We start from the raw sequence: 19,418 nt of genomic DNA on the forward strand, positions 1-19,418 counted from the left end.
AATCAATTAAGGCGAATTTATTTACAAAAAATTAAGATTCGATTTACAAGACAGGCAAATGATACCGCTTACCTACAAAATAATAAGCACATAATAAGGCTGTTAAGACTCTTTGTGAGGCAATCTCTCCGGACGTCCCCAGATAAAATAGCTACCGATTAGCATGCCAATCGTCGATACCACCACCCAAATCCATGCCACTTTATGCAACAGTAAAATCAGCAGGCAAACTAACATCGACAACGATGACAGAATCTTATTTTTCCGGGAAATGACCTTACCGTTTTGCCAGTTCTCAACCATGTTGCGGAAAAAGGCTTTCGACATGATAAAACGGTAGATGGTGGGTGATCCTTTCGCCGATGCCCATGCACACAGAATTACAAATTCCGTCGTCGGCAATCCCGGTAAAATCACGCCGATAATCGCCAGAATCAGGCTGACAACCGCAATGAGTTTATAAACCCATAAATTTATCGGTGAGTTTTTTGATTTCTGTTTTACTGCCATCGTACTACCGACTCCCGTTCAGACTCCGGCAAACACACTAACCTGATAACAACCGGTCATATTTTCGCCTCAGTTTTCATCTGTCCCAAGTCTCCCATGTCTGATTCGGAAAGTACATGAGCATGTTTAGGGGCAGCCTTTCTCATACGTTCATCCATCTTCAGTAATGACAAAGTTGAGATAACACTCATGATATGTTTTCTTTGTTCGGAAGAGACTTTTTTCAGTCCATCACGAATCAATAATTCACGGGCATGCTGAATACAACGCAACTGATGGAATTCCGGGAACAGGCGCATCTCACCTGAGAAACCGGCATAACTTTCTAACTGAAATCCAAGTTTAGCCCGGATTCCGATGGAGGCAGGAAACGGTGTTGTATTGTGAATATCTTCCAGAACATCATATTGATTAACGGAAAGGCCGATGACGCTTGCGGCCATCTCCACCGAAATATTATTTTCAGCCCTGAAAGTCTGGATACACATCGCGACCGACCGGTAATAATCAATCGCAAAAGCATGAAGATCCAAAGTTTCAGGAGGAAAACAGTCATCATAATGATGTAGTCCGCCAAGCTGAGATTCTAATGTCTCCCGGAGATGAATAAATGACTGCCGTGAAGATTCATCAAGGACAATGCTGATAATCTCTAATATTGTATCAAATAAGCCCGATGGGAGTTGCCCGATACACATCATGGCTTCCAGAATATCATCGTCCAGCTCAGGGTAAAGAATACGGTAATAAAAGCAGGTCATCGGAACCATGGTGACCCAGGAATACGCCGCCAGAAAATGAAGCGGCCGCATCGACGGGTAACTCTGCTGCATGTACCGCTTCAGAGTCTCTGTTTTAATACCTGAGAATCGTTTATCCAGATCCTTGAAGGTTAACTTCTGCGCCCGTCTCACATAGGACATTGCCACAGCAATATCGGTATCAATATTTTCCATCACCTTATCAAGATGGACAATTTCCCGAGCGGAAATACTAAATCCCTTTTTATTTCCCGGATTTGACATATCAACTAGGCCTTAGAATGACGAATGGGTCGAAATATACCATTAAATCAATGAGTACGGGGGCAATTCTATTTTTTATCTTACCGACTTGCAGAACTGAGACACCACAACGTACTCTTTTCTCTGAGGGAACAACTGTCATTATACCTGCCTTCCATTCCGGCTCACAGCCCAGACGTCGGGCCATCACTGATGTACTCACAAAACAGATCCATACAAAAATGCTTCAGGCTCGTGGAAGATGCAAGAAAAGAAACTATAATATTGTCATAATCAACCCCATTATAATTTACAAATTACATATTTAAAACGTAATTGAGTTAGGTAACCAGAGCCGAGGGATACAATGGAAAAAGAAAAAATAAGAGATTTCGTCCTGTATTTACTTCACAGAAATGGAGACAAATCCGATATTGGTGATGATGAATCTCTGATCGAATCAAAACGATTTGATTCCCTTGACATCGCAGAGTTAACATTATTTATTCAGGATGAGTATAATATATATATATCTTCTTCAGATTCTGAAGTATTCAGGAAAATAGATACAGTTAATTTAATCGAAAAGTATATTAACGAGGAAAGAAAAGCCACCATATAGGGTGGTTTTTCCACTCACACACATTCATTATTAAAAATAATATACAACTACTAGACTTAACCTCGTTAAAAATAGTTATTTTCTTTGATATACCGAACCATCTCATGAGCTAAAATCTGATTTCCTTCCGGGATTAAATGAGCATTAAAGTCTAAGAAAAATTCTTCAGGTCGGTGATCAAAGACATGAGAAAAATCAACAATATGATTATTCGTACCAGATGCTTTAGACAGCATACTGGCTATTTTAGTAAAACTGCTAATCTCTTCCGGACTCAATCCTGATTTAATATTACTGATGTTTGCCTGATTTCCCCATAATGCTGGTGGAATGAAAACAAATGTCTTTGTATCTAACTCACTTCCATAATGAAGTATATTTTCAAAACTATGAAATATTTTCTCAGACATCATCTTCTGATAATAATCCGTATTACAGAGGTTTATTAATTCAAACTCATCACTTTTATTCCATAATTTCGTTTTTATCATATTAAAAATAGAAACAAGAGCAGGCGTTTTATATAATACAGGCTTATTTTTTTGCTGCATATCGACCCAGGTTACCCTTTTACATTCATCAAAATAATCAAAAGTGCCATTCACGATAATAGCTAAGTCATAATGTTTTTTTCTCAGATGCTCAATTCTCTTCCAGTTTTCGAGGTTCTGAGAGACAGTCTGTCCCGGTGAGGAATAGTTATCTATCTCATAATCAGGCAACAACGCCGATAAATAAGACACTAAAGTCGTATCCGATGAATTGTAGTAACCAAAACTCTGGGATGCTCCCAAAACCAGTAACTTCTTGGTTGGAGGCTTTTTTTCTATCTGATTCTGAACAACCCGTCGACCTGACTGATCGATGTCATAGATACCATAACTACCGGGAACAACGATATTACCTATATATGGAATATGTCTGTATTTTAGTTTTCTCGTATCGACATAGTATTTAGCATAAGTTCTACGATCCAGATTATCTGGTAATGACTGAAGGAAGCGGACTTCATCACGATGAATGTAACTTCTCATGGAGATTAACAAATCACCTCCACCATTGAGCAGCAGTATGAATAAGAAAACAACAGTAATAAATGCAATAATTAATTTTATTTTTCTCATAAAATCAAGCTCAAAAATCAAAGTAATAAAAGCTTTCCGGCCTCTGTGCAGCAACCATAGAGCAACCGATAATCACAACCATCATCACCGGAACAGACAAAGTAAAAGGTATTTTCATCATCCTGTTCCGGATTAAATCAGCATGGTCAAATGCATGTAATGCCAGTGTTATAAATATCAAACCCCAAATGGTTAGCTCTTTGGACGTCATCGGCTCAATATGGAAAGAAAACAACGATTGATAATAAGATATCGCCATCTCAATGGATGAACTACGAAACAGTATCAATAACAATAGCCAGACAATAAAATTCAATAGAACACCCACTGGCTTGATATATTTATGCGTATCTACAAACCGATCATATCCGGTGTATTTTTCCAGCATCATAATCACACCCTGAAGGCCGCCCCACAGGACAAAAGTCCAGTTGGCACCATGCCACAACCCTGAAGCAAGCATCGTGATTAAAATCGGCATATAAGGTAAAGAGTCCCGGAAACGCCGGACCAGAGGAATAAAAATGTAATCCCTGAGCCAGAAGCTCAGCGTCATATGCCAGCGCTTCCACGTTTCAGTAAGAGAATGGGCCAAATAGGGTGAGTGGAAATTTTCCGGAAAGCGAATCCCCAGCATGCCCGCCGTTGCAATTGCCATATCAGAGTACGCACTGAAATCACAATAGATCTGAACCGCAAATCCACAGGCAGCAAGTAATAAACTATGACTTCCGTATCCTTCAGGATGAAGGAATACCGGATGAACATAAGTCCCGATCTGATCGGCAATCAGAACTTTCTTCATCATCCCCACCGAAAACAGGGGTAAGTTATAAACAATATTCTGCCAGGAAACGCTGATCTTACTTAATTGTGGAATCAGCTCCCGGCTTCTTAATATAGGACCGGCAATTAAATGAGGGAAGAAACTGATATATAAACTAATATCCAGTACAGTGAACTTACTCTTCTTCGGCATCCGGGAAAAGTCGATCATCATACTGATCAGTGTAAAGGTAATAAAAGAGATTCCTAACGGCAGACCAATATCAAACGTTACATCAAACCCTAAGCTTACCAGCAAAAAATTAGTGTATTTAAAGAAGACTAAAGGTATCAATCCCACCAACACTAATACCATGATGAATTTGGGGTGGTTCGCTAACAGGCGGCACGCGAACACTCCCAGAAAAACATAAAATCCCAGCACATAAATATAGTGGACATTCCAGAATGAGTAGAAAAACAGACTACAGAGTAAAAGAATTATTTTTTGCCACCAGAGATCACGAACAAGGCGAATCGTCAGCAGTACGGACATGAAAAACAATAAAAAAATGGGCAACTGAAAAAGCATATGACTACCTCATTCCGGCCTGCTTAGTCTAATTCATAGTGATATTTCTGATACTTCCGGCTGTTTTGCTCATGTTTATCAAGCACCACATTACCAATGACCAACATATCGATTTCTGTATTCATGAAGCAGTTAAACGCATCTTCAGGAGAGAGAACCATCGGTTCTCCTCTGACATTCAGACTGGTATTGACCAACACCGGGCATCCGGTTTTCTCATAAAACCGATGCATTAATTGGTAAAACCGTTGATTACTGCTCGCTGATACTGTCTGAAGTCTTGCCGTACCATCAACATGAATAACGGACGGCAGCTTGTGACTGACACCTGCTTTGGCCGTATAGATAAAATTCATATGCGGAGAAGCACCCTGAATATCAAACCATTCGTTTGCATACTCTTCCAGAATCACCGGGGCAAAAGGACGGAATGATTCCCGGTATTTGATTTTCAGATTGAGTTCACGTTTCAGATCAGCCCCACGGGGATCGGCCAGAATCGAACGATTTCCTAATGCTCTGGGACTGAACTCGGCTTTCCCCTGAACCCAGGCAACAATCTTACCGCCAGCTAAAGCATCCGCCGTCAGTTCAAACAGCTGCTCATCCGGCTCAATACGATACCTGGCATCCATACGGTCTAACTGAACCAGAACCGCATCCTGTTCAAATACTGGTCCCAGATAAGGCATATAATCCGGAATAGGTGTTCTGGGCTGCTGAAGATATAAGTGATGGCATATTTGTGCGGCCCCTAAGGCACTACCGGCATCACCGGCTGCCGGCTGGATCCAGATATGCTCAAAGATACCACTCTTAAGAACTTTTCCGGCTGCGGCACAATTCAAAGCAACGCCGCCAGCCAGACACAGGTTTGACTCTCCGGTCAGAACTTTCACATAACGGGCCAGTGATAAAAAAATCTCGTCGGTCACTTCCTGAATGGAAGCAGCAATATCCATATGAACCTGTTCTAAAGGACTTTCCGGTAACCGGGCTGGTATACCGAACAGACGTTCAAGTTCAGCACCATACATCCGGAGCTCAGTTGCAAACCGGAAATATTTCATGTTCAGGCGAAAACTGCCGTCGGGCTTTATATCTATCAGATGTTGTTTGATTAAGACGCTGTATTCCGGCTGACCGTAGGGTGCAAGCCCCATGATCTTATATTCTCCGGAATTCACTTTAAAACCCAGAAATGCCGTGATCGCCGAATAGAGCATGCCTAACGAATGGGGAAAGGAGATCTCTTTTATTCTCTGAATACTCTGCCCCGAACCAACAGCAATCGTTGTTGTCGCCCACTCACCGACACCGTCAATAGTTAAAATTGCCGCAGATTCAAAAGGAGAAGGATAAAAAGCAGCCGCACTGTGAGAGAGATGGTGGTCTGAAAACAGTAATTTCTGATTCCAGCGTTCCCCGCCCTGAAATGTGGAGAGATGTTTCTTCAGGTCAACTTTCTGAAATAACTTCTCTTTCAGCCAGATGGGAATCGCCTGACTGAATAACTGATATCCTTTGGGAGCAAAACGGATACAGGTTTCCAGAATCCTTTCAAACTTATTAAATGGTTTTTCATAAAAAATCACATAATCGATGTTTTCCATCGTCATGTCGTGTTCTTTCAGAATCCATTCAATCGCCTTCTGCGGAAACCCGCTATCATTCTTCACCCGGCTGAAACGTTCTTCCTGCACAGCTGAAATGATTTCGCCATTGCAGAGCAACGCGGCGGCACTGTCATGATAAAAAGCAGATATACCGAGAATATAAGTCATCACTCCGTCCCCCTTTAAAATTGTTTTTTCAGATCATCCGGAGTCACTGCATCTTTTTCCGATGTAGTCCAGTAACTGGGTGCCCGATCATCTATTTTTAAGGGAATCAATCCGGGACGAATCAGACGTAATAACCAACTGAGCGGCGTAATAAAAATAAAAAACAGTATCCAGAATAACCCTTTCCCAATCTGGATATGGAGCTTATCCATCATTCTGACGACCACCGTCAGCTTCAACGGAGCAATCACAGCATATAAAAAGATAATCACGGCAAACGGAACAGACCAAATCCAAAGAGTCTCTTTGCTCAGACTCATGACAACAGAAAGGATCAATAGCCCACAACTGAGTGCGAAAAGTCTTGTCCGGATCTGCTTATACGTCTCTGTTACGATCTCTTCCATATCAATGCTCCTTCTCCATTTCTCTGACGATCAATGTTGATATACTGCCTAAAGCTTTTTTATTCAGATGAATATCATTTGGAGAAACCCAGAATGATGATGTCGGAGGTCCCTGCAACACCGGCAGAGGATCAATAAAATCAAAATGATACTGATTAGCAAATTTTCGGGTAATCTCTCCCATAAACGAAAATCGGTAATGATTAAAATCATGCATCTCAGGAATAGAGACAATGATGATACGGCTTCCGGTTTTACTCTGGATTTGTTTCAGCTTACCGAATGCCTGAGATAAGACCGTTTGCCCAGCGGGGGCTTGCCACTGTTGGCGATATCCGTCAAGTAAGGCATCCTCGCCAAATTCTCCGCTGGTCATTTGCTGAATAAATGTCGAAGCCAGTGCTGCCAGCTCACTATGTTCCACCAGCCACCCCGGCGATTTAGTCACCACACTCGCCGTCGATCTTGGTGTCACAAGAACAACAATGGTATCTGCCGATAGTTTCTGTCCAATCGATTCCCATAATGTCACCGACTGGTTTAAATTCATGTTTCCGACGCCGGCGTTCACCACATCAAAATCAACCGGAAGTTCCCGTTCCAGTTGTCCTCTGAGGCTATCTTCATCCTCAACACCCCAGCCGAGAGCAATCGAATCGCCAACAATTGCAACCCGATGAACCGCGCTTTTATCCGGTTCCGGCCCACGCATTCCCAGACTATTAATCTGGATAGTGACGTTTTGTAACGTCGCAGAGCGATTGGGGACATGTTGATGACCGATATGCGGATCCGCACTTTTTTCTTTCAGCAAATTGGCATAACGCCACATCTCTATGACGTAGTTTTCCTGGCTCATCGTCGCCAGACGAACCATGCCTTCCCCAACAACCAAAGCTAAAACGACGCCAGACAGAACCAGGAGACTATTACGTATCAACGAAGCCATCTTCATGAAATTCACTTTTCCCCAGACATTAAATTGAAAAGCAGTTCTTAATAAAGTTCTGTCTTATCCGCAGAGTGAACACATACTTACATAAGAATCAGACAAGAAGCAGAGCAGCTCAAACGATCATCTGTCGAGTGCAGTCATATTAAAAACAGATTAGAAAACAGCATAAATGAACGGTGCCCAGCTGGAACCACTCGAAAATACGAATAAACCGGATAAGACGAATAACACCACTAAGAAAGGAATAAGAATTATCCGACTCTTTTTAGAAAAGAAAAAACTCAATAGCTCGACAAAAATTTCTTTCATATCCCAACCATTCTTTTGACGTTTCAACAAACAAAACTACCCACCACAAATAAAATGCAGTTAATCTTCTGCTTTTAAAGCTTTATTATGAATACTAGTAGTCGTCAGCAGAACAGACAAGAATAAGGCATTAATAATTCAGGCAATTTCAGCCACAGTAAGTAACAAAAACATCAATAAAAGATAAGCGGATTTTCTCTTCAGCAGAAACCACGAACACGGTTGCCATTCATACCAATCGCTCAGGTGTTCCACCGTTGTACGGCAGAAATAAGCAAAAAATAAAGCACCCGGTATCTATACTCTCTCGTGTCGTGACATAAAATGACACCATCAAAGATGAATTCATAAAAGGTATATCAATACTCTGGGCTATGAAGCCGGAGGCTGATGTCCCTTTTCCTGTATTTTGTCGGAAAAGTATTCCTGTAAGAATGAACCCGGCAAGAAAAAATAAACTACAACCAGGAGCAAGCAATGGATAACTTTACTTTTCATAACCCAGCCCGTATTCATTTTGGCCGAGGCCAGATATCTCAGCTGGCAAATGAGATTACTCCGGATATGCGCGTCCTGATCACCTATGGTGGTGGCAGCATTAAAACCAATGGTGTGTTAGATCAGGTCAAAGCTGCACTGAAAGATGTCACCGTATTTGAATTCGGTGGTATTGAGCCAAACCCTCATTACGAAACACTGCAAAAAGCAATTGAAGTCGTCAAAGCAGAAAAAATTGACTTTCTGCTTGCTGTCGGCGGCGGTTCTGTCATTGATGGCACCAAATTTATTGCTGCCGGTGCAAAATATCAGGGCGACACCTGGGATATCATCGAATCCCGTGGTGGCGTTGTCACCGATGCAATTCCTCTCGGCTGTGTCCTGACACTGGCTGCAACCGGTTCTGAAATGAACAGCACATCTGTTGTCACCAGAGCGGAGACTCAGGACAAACTGTTCTTCTCTTCAAGCCATGTATTTCCACTCTTCTCTGTACTCGACCCGGAAACAACCTACACACTGCCACCACGCCAGACAGCAAATGGTGTCGTCGATGCTTATGTGCACACTCTGGAGCAGTACATCACTTACCCGGTAAACGCGAAAGTTCAGGACGCGCTGGCAGAAGGCTTGCTGAATACGCTGAAAGAGGAGGGACCAAAAGTTCTGGAAAATCCGACAGATTACGACGCCCGGGCCAATATCATGTGGGCAGCTACCATGGCGCTGAACGGATTACTGAGCACCGGAACACCTGGTGACTGGGCAACACACCTGATCGGTCAGGAAATTACCGGGCTGTATGGATTAGATCACGGTCAGACACTGGCTATCGTCATGCCAGCCGTCTGGAAATACCGCAAAGCTGCCAAACAGGCAAAACTGGTTCAATACGCAGCTGCGGTCTGGAATATCACTGAAGGCAGCGCAGACAGTATTGCAGATCAGGCCATTACAGCCACCGAGAACTTCTTTGAGCAAATGGGAATCAAAACCCGGTTGGCCGATTATGGTCTGGGCGCTGAAATTATTCCGGCTGTAACAGCCAAGCTAGAAGAACACGGCCACGTTGCTCTGGGAGAGCATGGTGATATCACACCAAAAGAAGTCGCCGAGCTTCTGGAACTGGCACTGTAACAACTCAATACCGTCGGATTCACATCCGGCGGCTTTGATCGCCGGCACAACGGAGCGTTTGCCCGGAAAACATTTTGTTACCGGATAAAACACCGGAGTTCTGGCAATACATCAGTGAACGGGTGAAAATCGTTAGATTCAAAGCCCTTGTTCTTAAAACAATGTTCTATTTAAAACAATGCACTATTTAAAACAAAGCAGCAGGCAAACCCCCGTGCCTGCTCTTTTTTTTCTGATTGAAACTGTTCATTGGTTAAGACATTTGATTGGTTGAAGGTTTTTTATTAATTAAAGACTCTGTTAGTCGAAAACTCTTTATTGATTGAGTCCCGTTATTGGTGAGTAAAAATAATGCAGCGAATAAAAACACTGATTCTCAGGCAATCGCCTCAGACACTTGATAAAAGAAAGTTCAGATCGCGTCTTTTTACCGGCGTCAAATTCCTGCTTCTGATTCTGGCCGTGGCTGTAGCTGGCGGATATCTGTATCTGCAACAGCCTCAGTTTGACGATCCCATCGTGGCAGAACAGTCCTATCAGGGAAAATATTATGCCGGTACATTTCATAATCCGGTGGATGTTCCCGTCAATACCGGAACAGACAGCCTGTATACATCACTATATAAATTTCTGTTTCAGGAACAGGCAGATGCAAAACCAGAAATGGTATTGCCTTCGGTCAAAACCGACTTGCTTACACTTGATCCGACAGAAAATATGATTGTCTGGATGGGACATTCTTCCTACTTTATTCAGATCGATGGTATCCGTATTCTGGTTGATCCGGTTTTCAGCAACAATGCCTCGCCGGTTCCGATGACCAATACCTCATTCCATGGCAGTAATATCTATTCGGCGGAGGATATTCCCAAAGCAGATTACTTGCTGATTTCTCATGACCACTGGGATCATCTGGACTATCTGAGCATCCGTGCATTACACAATAAAGTCACTCAGGTTATTACTCCGATCGGTGTCGGTTCTTACCTGACTCAGTGGGGATATTCTCCCGACCAGATCCATGAAGGAGACTGGTTCAGCACATTTGATGGCGGAGATCTGCAAATACACATTCTGCCGGCACAACATTTTTCCGGACGCCTACTCAAACGCAACCGAACCCTGTGGGGCTCATTTGCACTGGTTACTCCGCAACATAAACTCTATATCAGCGGTGACAGTGGTTATAGCGAACACTTCAAAGCCATAGCGGACAAACTTGGCGGTTTTGATATTGCCATTCTCGAAGTCGGGCAATACAACCAGGACTGGAAATACATTCATATGATGCCGGAAGAAGCGGCTCAGGCTGGTGTCGATCTACAGGCGAAAGCGATTATTCCTGCCCATAACAGCCGTTTCAAACTGTCCCGTCACAGCTGGTACGAACCACTAGAACGCATTGATCAGGCCAGTAAAGGAATGCCTTATCGCCTACTGACGCCACGTATCGGAGAAAGTGTTCAGATGGATGATACCACGCAGACTTTCCGCAAATGGTGGCGAAACGTGCAGTAATACCGACAGCCCATACCGGATTCCGGTGAGTGAAATCCACTGCCTTCACTCACCGGAACCCATTCCCTTCCTTATTGTAGATTTTTTTTCGCCAATGTTCCGAATTTACGCCTATTTATCTCTTCAATAAATTCCATCATAGTGAGCACCAGTGAAGCTTGGCAACTCCCGAATTCAACCCAGGCAGATGATGTGAACCATTCATCTGTCCTGAAAAATTAAAATTTAACGAGGCAAACGATGAACAAATTATTCAGCCCATTCAAACTTGGTGATATTGAACTGGCCAACCGGGTCGCGATGGCTCCGATGACACGGGCACGCATCACCAATACACAGGATGCTGCCGACGATGATACAGCATTATATTATGCTCAGCGGGCTTCTGCCGGTCTGCTGATCACCGAAGGTTCTCAGATTTCACGTCAGGGTCAGGGATTCCTGTTCACTCCCGGTATCTACAGTAAAAGTCAGGTTGAAGGCTGGAAAAAGACCACTCAGGCTGTTCATGACAAAAATGGCAAGATCTTCATCCAACTATGGCATGTCGGCAGAATGTCACACACCAGCCTGCAACCCGATGGCGGAGCACCGGTCAGTTCAGTGGCCAAAAGCGCTGTTAATGGTCACTGTTTTGCCATTGACGAACAGGGAAATCCGGGCCGGGTTGCCGTATCCGAGCCGGAAGAACTGACACTCGAAGGGATCGAACAGATCAAACAGGATTTCGTTCAGGCAGCTAAAAATGCCATGGAAGCTGGCTTTGACGGCATCGAAATTCACGGTGCCAACGGCTACCTGCTTGAGCAGTTTATCAATGCTTCCCTGAATACCCGTCAGGATATTTATGGCGGTCAGACTATTGAAAACCGCGCACGTCTGACGCTGGAAATTGTGGATGCTATCGTAGCAGCTATCGGCTCCGGGAAAACAGCAATCCGGCTAGCGCCATTCGGACGTTTCGGTGACATGCACCCGTTCGAGCAGGAAGAAGAAACCTGGCTGTACATTGCCGGTGAACTGTCTAAACGCAATCTTGCCTATGTTCACCTGAGTGATCAGAAAACACTGGGTGCTCAGGCGATTCCGGATGGATTTATCGAAAAATTCCGGACGACCTATCAGGGTCCGCTGATCATTGCCGGTGGGTTTGATAAAGAGAAAGCAGAACAGTATCTGCAAGAAGACAAGCTGGATCTGGTCGCATTCGGTCAGCCTTATATTCCGAATCCGGATCTGGTTGAACGGATGCAGAACGACTGGCCACTGGCTGAAGCAGACCGGGAAGTGTACTACGGTGGCGACCAACGGGGATACACCGACTTTCCCAGCTATGAAGTCAACTGATACGGCAACGATCGTCAATCAGTGAGCTGAAAATCGCGGTGAGGCCGGGCCATAAACCTGTGTTTCACCGCAATTTATCAAAGCATTATTCATCAAAGTACGATTCATCCAAACACAGTTTACCGAAACACCACAGCACCACGGTTCATCAAAGCACCACTGTTCACCAAAGCACCTCCGATCACCAAAGCACAATTAACCGAAAATCCCTTTCTGAGCTTCCTGCAATAAACAGTCAACCGTGTAACGGATTTTCGGCAGCAGATGACTGCTTTTCGGCCAGAGAATATGAATCGGCACTTCATAGCCGGAATACTGTGCCAGCACCTCAACCAGCTCACCCCGCTCAAGATAATCATCAATCAGCCATTTGGGTAACTGACATAATCCCTGCCCGGCTAGCGTTGCTGCCAGCATCGCATCACCATCACCATATTCATGCCCGACCGGTGGTGTATAACGACGGGTTTGACCATCAGCCTCTTTCAGATTCCAGACCACCGCCTGTTCGCTGCGAAAACCTAAAATACACTGGTGATGTGAAATATCGTCAAGGGACTGAGGAACACCACAGCGTTGCAGATAATCCGGTGCAGCACAGATCACCAGCTTCTGCGTCGTCAGCGGCCTGACAATTAATTCGCTGCTGTCTTTCAGTTCACCGATCCGCACCACAAAGTCGATACCTTCCTCAATCAAATCGACGAAGCGTTCACTGAATGTCACCGCCAGAGAAAGAGCAGGATGACGCTGAGAGATTTCAAGCAATAAAGGCAACACTAGCTTACGGCCAAAAGCGGCCGGAAGATCAATCCGCAACCGCCCGGAAGGTTTTTCTATATGTTCCGTCAGTACCGATTCGGCATGCTCTAAAATATCTAATGCTTCCCGGCAGCGGTTCAGATAAAACTCCCCATCCGGAGTCAGGCTTAAACGGCGGGTCGAACGATGAAAAAGTTTCAGACCAAGTCTTTCTTCCAGACGGCCAACACTCTTTGCCACAGCAGACTTAGTGAGACAAAGCCGGTCAGCCGCGGCAGTGAAGCTCCCCAACTGGGCTGTCATCATAAAAGCGTGAATACCGCTTAAATTATCCTTTTTCTTCATCATGATACGACTCGTAAAAAATCAGGTGAGTATGGTATTAGCCAGAGCTCGAAACCTGAAGTTTGAACGGCAGAGCAACAAAAAGCAATCATCATCTCCCCGGAAAAAGACACAAAAAGGCCGGTTGTAACCACAACCAGCCTTGTCAAACGATCAAACACTTAAAATGACTTATTTCAGGTTATCCGAGAAGAAATCAGTTAGTTTGTCGAAAGGAATCACGTCAACACGGTCATACAGATCTACGTGACCGGCATTCGGCACAATGTAAAGCTCTTTCGGCTCACCGGCACGCTTATAAGCATCCTGGCTGAACTCAATTGAATGTGCATTATCTCCGGTAATAAACAGCATCGGACGTGGAGAAATAGTCTCAATATCCTGAAAAGGATAGAAATTCGCAAATTTGGTATTGCTGCTCAGTGTCGGATGAGTCGTCAGCAAGCGCTCCATCCCTTTCGGAACATATTCACCCCGGGACGTACGATAGAAGTCATAGAACTCGCGCTGAATCGCACCGGTGTCATTGGTCAGCTCATCAACTGTACCACCAGTATATTTGGTTTCACCGCCGGTAAACTCAGCGTAGCGCTGTTCAGCTGCTTCAGCGATGATCGCTTTTCTCTGTTCCAGAGTTAAAGAGTGGTTGAGAGCGTGGCGGGTTACCGCACCCATGTTGTACATACTGACTGTCGCAATCGCCTTCATCCGCGGATCGATCTTCGCAGCACTGATCACAAAACTACCACTACCGCAGATCCCAAGGGCACCGATATGCTCTCTTTGTACAAAATTACGAGTTCCCAGAAAATCAACGGCTGCACTAAAATCTTCAGCATAAATTTCCGGCGCGACGGCATTACGCGGCTGACCTTCGCTCTCGCCCCAGAAAGACAGGTCGATAGCCAGAGTGACAAATCCCTGTTCCGCCAGTTTTTGTGCATACAGATTTGAACTCTGTTCTTTGACTGCGCCCATCGGATGGCCGACAACAATCGCCGGTAATTTTTCACCAACCTGCACACTTTTCGGGATGAACAAATTGCCAACAACTTTCATTTTATACTGGTTCAGAAAAGTTACTTTCTGCATGGTTACCTTATCACTGTGATAGAAGTTATCGGCACCACGTGACAGATCAGGGGTATAGTTTGTATCTGCGGCGGAAGCAGTATTCATTGCCGCCAGATTCGCCCCCAGCACTAATGAGCTCAGAGCCAGAGCAATTACGGACTTTTTCATGTTTATCTCCTGATATGGACAAATTTTTCATCATCGATGTTCACCGCAGAAAAAACACTCCTGATATCGATTATTTCCAGGGTTACATCTACTGGAATGTATTATCAATATTTACCGATAAACCTGTAGATACTTAATTACCCATTTTTTGCCCAATTCTGCTTAAAACAGTTATTCAACACTATTTAAGTACATTTTATTTATATAAAATCATCAGTTATGAACCGTCAAACAGACTCAGCTTTCTCTGAAGATTGTAATAATTTATTTCTGATAACACTAAAAAGAAGAGATCTTAAAAAAATAAAGGTAATGCAATGCATTCACTGATATGATTATTTGGTATATACAAAATAATTCTAATAAGCAAGAAACATCCAGAACATTTTTATGGGAAAAGTATCACTATTTTTCATTGAGTATTGTTAGAGAGACACCAACCCATTTATTGCCCAATCCTGCCAAAGCACATTATTTATAATAAATAAGCTAACAATTAACCACATCAAGAGAATCAGGCAAAAAATAGAGCAAAACAGACCTATACTTAAGTAAATTTATTGCCAGACTGCATCTCAGAATTTGTTGGATATATGATATATAGAGAACAGCATGATGTCTGATTCTTCATTGAACCATGCATCCGCAGCAGCATTAAAAAATCATAGAAATTGAGGAAAAGTGATTTATGGGAAAAAAAATACGCTCAGTTGCTACCGCAGCCATCATCAGTGCAGCAACCATTTACATGAATACCGCACAGGCAGCCGATCAAATCCGTATCGTGATCGATCAACAGCCCAGTGTTGTCGTGGATATGCTGGACAACCCGGCCAGTCAGGATTTTATCTCCATGTTACCAATGCAGGTCACTTTTGAAGACTTTGCCCGCACAGAGAAAATCACCTATCTGCCACGTCGGCTGAATACGGACAATTCACCGACTCCGGCTCAGGCTTCCGGAGATTTTACCTATTATGCTCCCTGGGGAAATATTGCAGTATTTTATAAAGGCTTAGGCCATGACAGCCGCCTGTTCGTGCTCGGTAAGATTGCTTCCGGAAAAGAAGTTCTGGCGCAGATGAACGGCGATTTTTCTGCCCGGATCGAGAAAGTCGAATAATATTGTCGTGTTTCTCGCCGAGACCGGCGAGAAACCGTTAAATTAACCTGAACAGCAAATTACGCCCGTTCCTGACGAAGACGCTGAATATTGCGGTAAGGCGGTTCTCCGAACAGACGTTTATACTCACGACTGAACTGCTGGGCACTTTCATAACCGACTTTCAATCCGGCCGTATTGGCATCCATATATTCAACCATCATTAATTTCTGCGCTTCATACAAACGCAGCCGTTTCTGGTATTGCAGCGGGCTGAGCGAAGTCACCAGTTTAAACTGGCGGTGGAATGTTGATGTTGCCATATGCACATGGCTGGCTAACCGCTCAACGGATAATGGTTGCATATAATTATCTTTCAGCCAGGCAATCGCCGTCGCGATCTGATGACTGTAGGAACCCTGCTGATAAATTTTACGCAGTGTCTTTCCCTGCTGACTCATCAGGATCCGGACAATCACTTCCCGAATTAACAGTGGTGCCATCAACGGGATCTGCTCCGGCTTATCCAGCAACTGAATCAGACGATGAAAGACATCGAGCACCTCCGGTTCTGTCGGTGCGAGAGACACGCCGGGACACACTTCCGGGCTGGTTGTATTGTCCGGTGGCATGTCAGCCACCAGTTCCATCGCCAGCTCTTTATCGATAATCAGAGAAACAGCAAACATCGGCTGCTCCGGTGTCGCCTCAAGCACCCGGCTCAGACTTGGCACATCAACGCCGTTCACCAGACAATCAAAAGCGCCGTAGTGAAACAGTTCACCACCGATGAGTGACTCTTTTCTCCCTTGCAGAATAATTCCGATCGCCGGTTGATAGAAACAGTTGTCCCGGGTCTCTGCTTCATCCCAGCGAGTAATACCTAACCCGGCGATCGCCGTAGGATATTTCCCGGAATGCGGAACACGTTCCACTAACCGGCGGATTAACTCGTCGTTAATCCGCTGCATTTCCTGATCCCGGATACCGGTATCATCCATGTTATGACTCAAAATGGTTTTCTCCCCGATGGACCAAACCGCCAAATGGCGCGTCTGTTCCTAAATGCCCGATGTGTTCAAAATGATCCGTTTGCTTAAAGCTATTTATTTACTTAGAGATTTATCTATTTACTTAGAAACTGTCTGCTTGCTTAAAACTATCTGTTTGCTTAAAACTATCTGTTTGCTTAAAACTGTCTGTTTGCTTAAAACAATCACTGATTTAATCGCCAAGGATCAATATCCTTATGAATACTAGGAATGATTACAGTAAACAGAGCCGGATGTTGCATAATTCTATCATTCATCAGTTCCATCCGACTAATCTATTTGTAATAAATCATGTCAGTTCTCTCAATTTTCCTGACTGAATCACCTCTGCTTTCTGCTACAATGCGGCAGCACAAACGTATGGAATCAACAGAAGGGACTGAACATCATGAGTGCGACACAAGACACGATGTCTGCCGGTTTTGAACAACTGCGTGAACAGCTCCTGCAACGAATGCCGGAGCCTGGTAATTACCCGACGCCGGTATCCAGTGTCATGCTCTGCCGGAGGAACAAATCACACCAACCGGAAAACTGTTTTAATAAACCGATACTGGCCATGACGGTACAAGGCTCTAAGCGAACCGTGGTTGGCAACGAAGTTCACCACTACACGGTTGGTCAGGCTCTGCTGGCCGGAATCGATATGCCAAGCATGAGCTATCAGCTCGACGCCACTCCGGAGCATCCTTATCTGGTGATTTCGCTGGAACTCGACATGCATTTGATTTCGCTGTTGTCGGCACAGTTGCCAAAAAGTACACCGACTCAAATCGGGAAAGGTGCGGTCATTATCGATGTTGAACCGGAACTGCGTCACTCCTTTTCACGCCTAGTTGATCTGTTTGATAAACCAGAACAGGTTCCGGTACTGGCACCTGTGATTTTACAAGAAATTTATCTGCAACTGTTGCTCGGCCCTCACGGGAATTTCCTGAAATCCATCAATACTCAGGGAACCCACGGCCATCAGATTTCTCAGGCCATTCACTGGCTGCGGAGCAACTTTCACCAGCCGTTAAATGTCGACGAGCTTGCAGCCATGACACACATGGCTTCTTCAACATTCCGCAAACACTTCAAGGGCGTCACGACGATGAGCCCGACTGAATATCATAAACACCTGCGTCTGTATGAAGCTCAGCGTCTGATGCTGGAAGATCATCAGGACGCCAGCACTGCCGGTTACTCGGTCGGTTATGAAAGCCCGACTCAGTTCAACCGCGAGTACAAACGCCTGTTCGGCGAGCCGCCACAACGAAATATCAGTCGGCTGATGAGCGTTTAGCCTGCGGATTCAACTGCCATAACAATGTCTGCCGGGCATGAGCAATCCGGGGCTGCCTCAGCGCACTCGGTGTCCACGCCATATAATACGTCAGCCGGGTGTCGGCTACCGGAGCCGGTATCTGCTGAAGTTCACCACGCTGAATCTGTTCATGGCACAGATATTCAGGTAAAACCGTCCAGCCGAATCCCTGAATCAACAGATGACGCAACGCCCGCAGATCCTGACTGACCAATGCCGGCGGATGCACGTCCGGACGAATACGGTTTTTCTCCAGCCAGCCGCCAATCACCGACAGTTCAAGATTGTAGGTCAGCATCGGTTCATCCATAAACGCCTGCGCAAAATCGTCGGCCTGACTAATTCGCTGAGCCACTTCTGGCGCAGCTACCGCCCAAACCGGCGCGACCATCACAGTTTCACTGCGTAACCGCTTATCCGTCACCGGATGCGCCGTAAATCCCAGATCACAATGTCCTTCCACCAGCATGTGATGAACCAGATCGCCGTCTCCGGCATGCATCCGCACCCGAATTCCCGATTGCAGCAACGGCAGTAGCTGAGGTGCAATCACCTCCGCCATAAAATCAGCATGACCGATGATTTGCAGCACACCTTCCATATCGACCGAGCGGGCTTTCGCCTGTGCCAGAGCTGACTCCACCACATCCAGTTTATCGCCGATATCCGCTGCCAGCTCATCGGCAGCACCCGTTGGTTCTACTCCGGCAGCTTCACGGGTAAAGAGCTTTCTTCCGACCGCGACTTCCAGCCCGGCGATATGTTGTGATACCGCCGGCTGAGTCAGATTCAGATTTCTTGCCGCCGCACTAATCGATCGCTGGCGATAGACTTCAACAAAAGTCCGTAAACGAGTCAATGACATACAACCTCCTGCCCGTTAGAGATCCATAAAATACAAAGCCATAAAATACAGACCCATAAAAATATTTATACCCCACCTAAAATACCTTTGTTGGCGCAATAACACCAGTCTCGCTTAAGATACTCCCAACTTAAGAACAGACGTCACAGCATACAAGATATGCTTATAA

Annotated in this window: 18 protein-coding genes; 6 read left to right on the forward strand and 12 right to left on the reverse strand. The window is 44.9% G+C overall.

Annotated features, from left to right (window positions below):
- Window positions 1-102 precede the first annotated feature (102 nt).
- Both OCU74_RS11860 and OCU74_RS11865 read right to left on the reverse strand, forming a co-directional pair.
- Window positions 103-510, reverse strand: a complete 408-nt coding sequence (locus OCU74_RS11860; protein ID WP_087479924.1) for a YbaN family protein — start codon at window positions 508-510, stop codon at window positions 103-105.
- 56 nt (window positions 511-566) lie between these two features.
- Window positions 567-1,466, reverse strand: a complete 900-nt coding sequence (locus OCU74_RS11865; protein ID WP_261856145.1) for a hypothetical protein — start codon at window positions 1,464-1,466, stop codon at window positions 567-569.
- A 415-nt stretch (window positions 1,467-1,881) separates the two neighbouring features.
- On the opposite strand from OCU74_RS11865, the gene OCU74_RS11870 reads away from it, so the two are divergent.
- Window positions 1,882-2,136 carry an acyl carrier protein gene (locus OCU74_RS11870; RefSeq protein ID WP_087479925.1) on the forward strand — a complete coding sequence of 85 codons (255 nt, stop codon included), beginning with the start codon at window positions 1,882-1,884 and terminating at the stop codon, window positions 2,134-2,136.
- 65 nt (window positions 2,137-2,201) lie between these two features.
- Here OCU74_RS11870 and OCU74_RS11875 read toward each other — a convergent pair whose 3' ends face one another.
- From OCU74_RS11875 to OCU74_RS22115, 6 genes are all read right to left on the reverse strand, one after another.
- The gene (locus OCU74_RS11875; protein ID WP_143693131.1) at window positions 2,202-3,260 is read right to left on the reverse strand and encodes an SGNH/GDSL hydrolase family protein; all 1,059 of its coding nucleotides are present in this window, start codon (window positions 3,258-3,260) and stop codon (window positions 2,202-2,204) included.
- A 10-nt stretch (window positions 3,261-3,270) separates the two neighbouring features.
- Window positions 3,271-4,617 carry an MBOAT family O-acyltransferase gene (locus tag OCU74_RS11880; protein ID WP_087479927.1) on the reverse strand — a complete coding sequence of 449 codons (1,347 nt, stop codon included), beginning with the start codon at window positions 4,615-4,617 and terminating at the stop codon, window positions 3,271-3,273.
- A gap of 23 nt (window positions 4,618-4,640) precedes the next feature.
- Complete coding sequence (locus OCU74_RS11885) at window positions 4,641-6,401, reverse strand: carbamoyltransferase family protein (protein ID WP_087479928.1); 1,761 nt, start codon at window positions 6,399-6,401, stop codon at window positions 4,641-4,643.
- 14 nt (window positions 6,402-6,415) lie between these two features.
- A complete protein-coding gene (locus OCU74_RS11890) occupies window positions 6,416-6,808 on the reverse strand; it encodes a hypothetical protein (protein ID WP_087479929.1) in 393 nt (130 codons plus the stop codon).
- Between the two features lies 1 nt (window position 6,809).
- Window positions 6,810-7,757 (reverse strand): SGNH/GDSL hydrolase family protein, encoded by a 948-nt coding sequence (locus OCU74_RS11895; RefSeq protein ID WP_143693133.1) that lies wholly within the window; start codon window positions 7,755-7,757, stop codon window positions 6,810-6,812.
- Window positions 7,758-7,916: 159 nt separating this feature from the next.
- A complete protein-coding gene (locus OCU74_RS22115; protein WP_390623629.1) occupies window positions 7,917-8,072 on the reverse strand; it encodes a DUF5989 family protein in 156 nt (51 codons plus the stop codon).
- Window positions 8,073-8,549: 477 nt separating this feature from the next.
- Here OCU74_RS22115 and OCU74_RS11900 point away from each other — a divergent pair, with 477 nt between their 5' ends.
- The 3 genes from OCU74_RS11900 to OCU74_RS11910 all read left to right on the forward strand — a co-directional run bounded on the left by OCU74_RS11900 (window position 8,550) and on the right by OCU74_RS11910 (window position 12,572).
- Window positions 8,550-9,707, forward strand: a complete 1,158-nt coding sequence (locus OCU74_RS11900) for an iron-containing alcohol dehydrogenase (protein ID WP_087479931.1) — start codon at window positions 8,550-8,552, stop codon at window positions 9,705-9,707.
- A 351-nt stretch (window positions 9,708-10,058) separates the two neighbouring features.
- Complete coding sequence (locus OCU74_RS11905; RefSeq protein WP_087479932.1) at window positions 10,059-11,225, forward strand: MBL fold metallo-hydrolase; 1,167 nt, start codon at window positions 10,059-10,061, stop codon at window positions 11,223-11,225.
- Between the two features lie 240 nt (window positions 11,226-11,465).
- Window positions 11,466-12,572, forward strand: coding sequence for an alkene reductase (locus tag OCU74_RS11910; RefSeq protein WP_087479933.1), 1,107 nt, complete (start codon window positions 11,466-11,468; stop codon window positions 12,570-12,572).
- 195 nt (window positions 12,573-12,767) lie between these two features.
- Here the strand turns inward: OCU74_RS11910 and OCU74_RS11915 are convergent, their stop codons facing one another.
- The gene (locus OCU74_RS11915; RefSeq protein ID WP_234993543.1) at window positions 12,768-13,682 is read right to left on the reverse strand and encodes a LysR family transcriptional regulator; all 915 of its coding nucleotides are present in this window, start codon (window positions 13,680-13,682) and stop codon (window positions 12,768-12,770) included.
- A gap of 168 nt (window positions 13,683-13,850) precedes the next feature.
- A complete protein-coding gene (locus OCU74_RS11920) occupies window positions 13,851-14,921 on the reverse strand; it encodes an alpha/beta hydrolase (protein WP_087479934.1) in 1,071 nt (356 codons plus the stop codon).
- Between the two features lie 688 nt (window positions 14,922-15,609).
- Here OCU74_RS11920 and OCU74_RS11925 point away from each other — a divergent pair.
- Window positions 15,610-16,044, forward strand: coding sequence for a cyclophilin-like fold protein (locus OCU74_RS11925; protein WP_200807670.1), 435 nt, complete (start codon window positions 15,610-15,612; stop codon window positions 16,042-16,044).
- A 59-nt stretch (window positions 16,045-16,103) separates the two neighbouring features.
- Here OCU74_RS11925 and OCU74_RS11930 read toward each other — a convergent pair whose 3' ends face one another.
- Window positions 16,104-17,036: an AraC family transcriptional regulator gene (locus OCU74_RS11930; RefSeq protein ID WP_200807671.1), complete on the reverse strand. Its 933-nt coding sequence runs from the start codon at window positions 17,034-17,036 to the stop codon at window positions 16,104-16,106.
- Between the two features lie 427 nt (window positions 17,037-17,463).
- Here OCU74_RS11930 and OCU74_RS11935 point away from each other — a divergent pair, with 427 nt between their 5' ends.
- Entirely contained in the window at window positions 17,464-18,363 is a 900-nt protein-coding gene (locus tag OCU74_RS11935) for an AraC family transcriptional regulator (protein ID WP_087479936.1), read from the forward strand.
- Here the strand turns inward: OCU74_RS11935 and OCU74_RS11940 are convergent.
- Entirely contained in the window at window positions 18,341-19,249 is a 909-nt protein-coding gene (locus tag OCU74_RS11940; RefSeq protein WP_087479937.1) for a LysR family transcriptional regulator, read from the reverse strand. The two genes, OCU74_RS11935 and OCU74_RS11940, sit on opposite strands and share 23 nt — an antisense overlap.
- Between the last annotated feature and the right edge of the window lie 169 nt (window positions 19,250-19,418).

The sequence above is a fragment of the Vibrio mangrovi genome (assembly GCF_024346955.1).
GTDB lineage: Bacteria > Pseudomonadota > Gammaproteobacteria > Enterobacterales > Vibrionaceae > Vibrio > Vibrio mangrovi.